Here is a 6,731-nt window from a genome sequence, read left to right as displayed (position 1 = left end):
GGTGCTCGCCGCGCAGGTGGGCGATGCCGGTGACCGTGCTCTCCAGGATGCTGGTCATCTCGCGCAGCAGCTCCTCGCTGCGCGAGCGCGCCTGCTCCTGCTCGGTGACGTCCAGCGTCACCACCGAAGTGGTGCGCTGCCCGGAGGCCAGCGTGGCCGGCTCCACGCGCGTCAGCAGCCAGCGCTGGCCGAGCTCGGGGTGGCGCACCGCATAGCGCACCTCGGCGCGCTCGCCCAGGCGCAGGGCGCGCTGCAGCCGTTCGTATTCGGGGATCGACTCGGGCAGCACGACGTCGCGGCCGATGGCCTGCAGGGCCGAGGGCCTGCTGGCGCCACTGCCGCCCTGGCGCTGGCGCACCCATCCGGCGGACTCCTGGAAGGTAGCCAGGCCGACGCCGGCGGTGTCCATCATCGCGCCGATCTGCAGCTGGGCGAGGTCACGCTCCTCCTCGACGCTGCGGTCCTCGACCACGGCCATGAAGCGCGGCGAACCACCGGTGGACTTGTAGCAACGCACCACGGCGCGCAGGCGCAGCGGCGCATGGCCGGGTCGCGGCATCCACACCTGGCGCTCCAGCGGCGGCGCACCCGGGCGCAGTTCGGCGGCCACGACCCCACCCTGCCAGCACAGCAGCTCGCGCAGTGCCTCGTCGGCGTCGGGCAGCGTGACCGGCACGCTGCCGACCAGGGCCTCGAAGGCCGGGTTGCTGCGCACCACCAGGCCGCGCTCGTCGAACAGCACCATGCCCACCGGACTGAGGTCGAACCATTGGTCGAGCTCGCGCGCGGAGCGGTCGGCACGCTCGCGTGCTGCATGTTCCGCAGTGGAATCCTGCATCACCACCAGCAGCAGGGTGCGGCCCAGGGCATCGGTCACCCGTCGCCGCGTCGCGCGGTACCAGCGCTCGCGGCCGCCGGCGTCCATCAGGCGACGCTCGAACAGGGGCCCGGTTTCCGCCTCGCCGCGTTGCGCGAGGAAGGCGTCGCGCGCGGCGAGCGTACGCGGCCGGTCTTCCTCCGGCTGCAGTTCGATCGGGTCACGGCCGATCAGCGCCTCGCGCGTGTAGCCGGTGAACTCGAGGTAGGCCGGGTTGACGTCGACCAGGCGGAAATCGGCGTCCTGCAGCGTGGCCGGGAACGGCGCGTCCCAGACCAGCCGGAAGGCCTCCTCGACGACATGAGGGGCGGCGGCCGGCGCCGGCAGCTCGGCGGCCTGCACGCGCAGGCTGACCACGCCGTCGCCGCTGTCGAGGCGGCGCCAGGCCAGGGTCGCACGGCGGCCGTCGGCCAGCAGCGCCACGGGCGGTTCAGCGGCCCGCGCACCGCCGCGCCAGGCGGACTGCAGCCACTGCGTCGCTGCCTCGCCAAGCCAGGGCTCGAGCGCGTCGATGCGCTGGCCGACGGCGCCGCCGCAGGCGGCCTGCGCGCTCGCATTGGCCCGCTGCACGACGCCCTCGGCATCGACCAGCAGCACCGCGTCTCCCAGGGTGTCGAGCAGGGGCATCCAGGCCGCCAGCGGCAGCCGGGTCTCGGGGCGGATCGGGCCCCTCAATGCCACGGGGCCGTGGGACCTTTCATTCCAGTTGCGAGGCGGCGGTCAGGGCGCGCAGCTGCGCACGGTTGACTTCGCTGACGCTCATCATCAGGGCATCGGCGGCTTCGCGGAAGTCGAACAGCGACTCGTTCTCGATCGCGCGCACCATGTTCACGTAGGGCTGGAACGGCCCGGTGTCTTGCGCCAGCGCCTGGAATACACGCTCGGGCACCGGGATGTTCGCGAGCAGCTCGGAGAACGGCTGCTGGAACATGCGGTCGAGCAGCGAGAACACGCCGCAGATGAACAGCTCGCTGCGCATCTCCTCGTCGCTGCTGGCGCGGCCGAGCTCCTCCATCAGCAGCCCGCGGCGCACGGCGGCGAACATCACCGGCTTCATGTTCACGTCCTTGCTCGCCGTGGCCAGCAGCAGCGCCACCCAGCGCTTCAGGCGCTTGTAGCCGAGCATCATGATGGCGTGGCGGAAGGAGCTGATCTCCACGCGCAGGCCGAAGGCCGGCGAGTTGATGTAGCGCATCAGCTTGAAGGCCAGCGACGGATCGCGCTTGAGCGTGTTCTCCAGCTTCTCGATCGGCTCGGCGGCATCGACCTGGCGGATCAGCTCGATCATCGCCTGCATGTCGGGCTGGCCGGCGCGCGACTTCGCATTGCCGGCCTGCACGACGTCGTCGATCGGCCAGCCGAGCACGGCTTCGGCGCCGCGCGCGAACGACTGCTCCATCTCGGCAATGGTGCGCACGCCGGCCTGCACGTGCGGGATGTTGCGCTCGACGCCGGGCGGCGGCTTGGAGCCGTCGGTGCGGCGGTCGTCGGCGACGTCGATCACCGAGTATTTGAAGCACGGCAGCACTTCGCGTGGCAGCTCCTGCAGCGGGCGCCCCTTGAGCATCAGCACGTTGCCGTTGGCACGCAGCGCCACGATGGCGGCGGTGTTGGCCGGGTCGCAGGCCATGAAGGCCGGGATCTCGATCATCACGTTGCCCGAGGGCTGGGCCTGCATCAGGTCCTGCAGCAGCGACTCGCTGGCGATGTTGAGCGAGACCCGCGCGCCATCGGCGGGCCAGACGCCGCCCACGGCATGCAGCAGCTGCGCCGCATCGGGCACCATGTCGGGCTTGAGCGGAAAGACCGTCAACCGCGTGGCCGTGACCGACCGGTTCTTGTCGATGAAGGGCGAGTAGCCGAAGGCCACCTGGCCGAGGATCGCGACATCCAGCATCTGGACCTCAGGTTCTCAAGTACTCGAACAGCGACAGCCGCTGCACCATCGAGTAGGACTTCAGCGCGGCATCGTAGCCGGTTTGCATGTTCTGGAACTTCGAGATGGCCTCGGTCATGTCCAAATCTTCCGCATTGCTGCGCTGAATCTGATTGGCGAGCTTCTGGTCGGCCAGCCGGGCAGTCTCGCCGTCGATGCGCACCAGCATCTCGCCGGCCACCGCCCGGGCGCCCTGCAGCTGGGCCATCGACTGGTCGATGTCGCGCAATGCATTGGTGTTGCCCTGGGCGATCTGGGCGCCGCTGCGGCCGCTGGTGGCGAGCTCGGTCACGGCCCGGTCCAGCGCATCGAAGATCGACAGCGTCGAGCTCGAAGGCTGCACCGTGAAGCTGTTGCCGTTGGCTGGCGCGCCGCTGATGCGGAAGGTCATGCCGTCGACCGTGATGTCCTGGCCCGACACGTAGGGCGCGGCCGTCAGCGCGGTCGGGTTGCCGTCGCGCAGCACCGCGTAGGTGGTGGTGCCGCCGGACACGCTGAACTGCAGCGTGTAGGTCGAGCCGGTCAGCGCCGCCGGGTCGCTGACCTGGCCGTTGTCGATCCACGCCGTGGTGACGCCCGCGCCGGCGCTGGTCTGGAATACGCCGTTGCCGGTGCGTGCCGTCATGAAGACGCTGTCGCCATTGACCGTCAGCGGCAGGTCGGTGGCCAGCTCGGTGCGGCGCTCGCCGCTGATGCCGCGGTAGTCGATGCCGCCGGGCGCGTCGACGAAGGGCTGCGTCGTCGCGCCCTGGCCGCCGAACAGAAAGGTGCCGGCGCCGTCGGTGCGGTTGGCCACCGACAGCAGCTGATTGCGGATCGCCTTCACCTTCTCGGCGAGGTTGGCGCGCTCCTGGTCGCTGTACGAGGCGTTGCCGGCCGCCACCATGGCCTCGCGCGCCTGCTGCAGCAGTTCGATCGCGTCGCCCATGGCCGTTTCCGACAGCGACATCGCGGTGCGGCTGGCGTCCACCGCGCGCTGGCTGGTCTCGGCGCGCATCTGGCCGGCCAGCGCGCGCTCGGCGCGGGCCGCCGCAGCCGGGTCGTCGCTGGCCTTGTGCACGCGCTTGCCGGTGGTCAGGCGCTCCTGGGCCTCGGCCAGCTCGACCTGCCTCTTCTGCAGCGTCTCGATGCCGGCCTCGGTCATGCCGCGGGTGCTGATGCGCAAACTCATGATCGCCTTTCGGTTCAGCCAGCGGTCTGCAGCAGCGTGTCGAACAGCGACTGCGCCACCTGCAGCATCTTGGCCGCGGCCTGGTAACTCTGCTGGAACTGGATCAGCCGGGCCGCCTCCTCGTCGAGGTTGACACCGACCTTGGCCTGAAGGTTGTTCTCGGCCTGGTCGGCGATCGAGGCCGACTGCCTGGCCGAGAGCTGCGCGCTCTGCACGCGAACGCCCACCTCCGCCAGCACGTTGGCGTAGGCGTCGGTGACGCTGGCGCCGGGCACCACCGTGCCGCTGGCCAGCGTGCGCTGGCCGACCAGGCCGGCGTCGCGCAGCGCCATCATGGCGCGCGCGTTGCCGTTGTCCGAGGCCGGGAACGGCGTGTCGCCGACCGTCAGCACGTCGCCGCTGCGCGGCACGCCGCTGAGGTCGAGCGCCCAGTCGAAGCGCTGCGCCGGCGTGGTCGGCGTCCAGGCGTCGCTGCGGATCGGCGTGCCGGCGCTCCAGGTGCCGGTGCCGCTGCGCACCAGCGCGTTGCTCGCGTCGCGCAGCTCCCAGTTGTAGGCGCCACTGTCGTTCGTGAAGGTGAGGGTCGCCGTCAGCGGCGCGGCGGCGGCGTTCACCGCCGTGGCGCTGAGCGAGGCCATCGAGGCGGTGCCGAGGTTGTCGACGGCGAAGGTGGCCGCCACCGGCGAGGCCGCCGCGATACCGCGGGTGTTCTCCAGCGCCAGCCCGGCATTGCGCGCCGCCGCGGCCACCGGCTGCAGCAGGAAGCGGTCGTTGGCCGCCGGGGCCGGGGCGCCGACGGTGATGCGAAAGCCGTCGACCACCATGCCGCTGGTCACCGTCTGCGTGGTGCCGTCGGACAGCCGCGTCAACGTGTAGCTGCCCGCCGGCAGGGCCGGGTCGCGGAACAGCTCGTAGTCGCTGGCCTGCAGCTCCATCGGCTCGGCGATCGCGAGGGTGACGGTCGAGCTGCCGGTGTTGGTGTTGGCCGGCAGCACCTGCGGGCCGCCGACGGTGAGCAGCGGCGCGCCGGTGGCCGGCGGCTGGCTGCCGTCCAGGCCCAGCGCCTGCTGGCGGTTGACGTTGCCGGCCACCGACGCGGCGATCTGGCCGAGCTGGTTGCGCGCCGACACCAGGTCCTGGTTCTGGAAGCGCAGCAGCCCGGCGATGGCGCCGCCGGTCACCAGCTCCTGTGGCATCTCGCGCAGCGTGCCGGCGTCGTTCACGCCGAGCTGCAGCCTCGAGGGATCGAACACGTCGGCCACCGCCACCAGCGTGGTGGTCTGGTTGCCCAGCACGAGCTTCTGGCCGCCGCCGATGAATACGCTCATGCTGCCGTCGCCGGCCTCGATGGTCGTCACCTGCAGGTAGCGACTCATCTCGTTGATGGTCTGGTCGCGCTGGTCGAGCAGGTCGTTGGGCGACTGGCCGGAGCCCTTCACCGCGGCGATCTTCTGGTTCAGCTCGGCCACGCGACCGGCCAGCATGTTGACCTGCGAGATGCTCGCCTTGAGCTCCTCCGTCACGCCCTGCTGCAGCGTGTCGAGCTGCTCGCCGGCCGACTTCAGCCGCGTGGCGAACTCGCCGGCGCGCGCCAATACCACCTGCCGCGCCGAGGTGTCGGCGGGCTTGTTGGCCACGTCGACGAAGGCGTTGAACATCTGCGTCGCCGCGTAGCCCAGGCCGTCCTCGCCGAGCGGGAATACCTTCTCGAGCTGCTGCAACTGTGCGCTGCGCGTCTCGTCGGCGGCGGCAATGGCCTTCGTGGTCGCCGCCTCTCGGGTGAGGAACTCGCTGTGCTCGCGCTTGACGGCGTCGACGTTGACGCCCTTGCCGAAGAAGCCGGCGCCGGTGAACTGCCCGCCGTTGGTGCCCAGCACCACGCTCTGCCGCGAGTAGCCCTCGGTGTTGACGTTGGAGATGTTGTGGCCGGTGGCCTGCAGGGCAGCGTAGTTCGCGCTCATCGCGCGCATGCCCAGCGACATCAGTGCGGAAGCGCCCATGCCCGGATGTCCTTCAGCTCATGGCCCGCTGCAGGCGCAGCGTGGTGTTGATGGTGCGCGCCAGCTTGTCGGCATAGGCCGGGTCGGTGGCGTAGCCGGCCTTCTGCAGGCCCTGCGCGAAGCCCTCGGCGCTGCCGGCGTTGTTGGCAACGCTCTCCAGCACGCCCTTGTAGCGCGGGCTGGTCTTCATCAGCCGCGCGTAGTCGGCGAAGCTTTCGGCGGCGCTGGCGTAGGCGCGGAACTTCGCCGTCACCTTGCGGGGCTGGCCATCGACGTATTCGGTCGTCGTGATCTCCGCCACCGCGCCCTTCCACGACGGGCCGGCCTTGATGCCGAACAGGTTGTTCGATGGCGAGCCGTCGGCGTTGCGGATCTCGCGCCGCCCCCAGCCCGACTCGTGCGCGGCCTGCGCGATCATGAAGGCAGCGGGGATGCCGGTCTCGGCTTCGGCAGCCCGGGCCGCATCGCTGTGCCGGCCGACGAACTCGGCCTGGCCCGGCGTGCCCTTGCGGCCGTTCAGCGGCGCGGCCTCGGTGGAAGGTGCGCTCGGGATGGCCGGCTGTGCGCCGCTCATCTGCCGCTCCAGCTGCTTCGCGATGATGTCGGCCAGCCCGCCGGGCAGGCCGGTCATCTTGGTGGCGAACTGCGTGTCGAGCATCTCGGTGCCGAGCTTGGAGCCTTCGTTGTCGAGCATGCCACTGGACATCGACGCGTCGCGCATGCTCTTCATCAGCTGCTGCAGGAACA

Annotated in this window: 5 protein-coding genes; all 5 read right to left on the bottom strand. The window is 70.8% G+C overall.

Annotated features, from left to right (window positions below):
• Window positions 1-1,558: PAS domain S-box protein (locus AB7U92_RS19265; RefSeq protein ID WP_428580671.1), on the bottom strand; the 1,558-nt coding region annotated here is incomplete at its 3' end.
• Between the two features lie 16 nt (window positions 1,559-1,574).
• The gene (locus AB7U92_RS19260; RefSeq protein ID WP_428580668.1) at window positions 1,575-2,774 is read right to left on the bottom strand and encodes an EAL and HDOD domain-containing protein; all 1,200 of its coding nucleotides are present in this window, start codon (window positions 2,772-2,774) and stop codon (window positions 1,575-1,577) included.
• A 7-nt stretch (window positions 2,775-2,781) separates the two neighbouring features.
• Window positions 2,782-3,984 carry a flagellar hook-associated protein FlgL gene (flgL, locus tag AB7U92_RS19255; protein WP_428580665.1) on the bottom strand — a complete coding sequence of 401 codons (1,203 nt, stop codon included), beginning with the start codon at window positions 3,982-3,984 and terminating at the stop codon, window positions 2,782-2,784.
• 14 nt (window positions 3,985-3,998) lie between these two features.
• Complete coding sequence (gene flgK / locus AB7U92_RS19250) at window positions 3,999-5,984, bottom strand: flagellar hook-associated protein FlgK (RefSeq protein ID WP_428580662.1); 1,986 nt, start codon at window positions 5,982-5,984, stop codon at window positions 3,999-4,001.
• A gap of 13 nt (window positions 5,985-5,997) precedes the next feature.
• Window positions 5,998-6,731: flagellar assembly peptidoglycan hydrolase FlgJ (flgJ, locus tag AB7U92_RS19245; protein ID WP_428580659.1), on the bottom strand; the 734-nt coding region annotated here is incomplete at its 5' end.

The sequence above is a fragment of the Piscinibacter sp. genome, assembly GCF_050175855.1.
GTDB lineage: Bacteria > Pseudomonadota > Gammaproteobacteria > Burkholderiales > Burkholderiaceae_C > Piscinibacter.
Note: the sequence above shows the minus strand (reverse complement) of the source record. Positions and strands in the feature narration are given on the sequence as shown.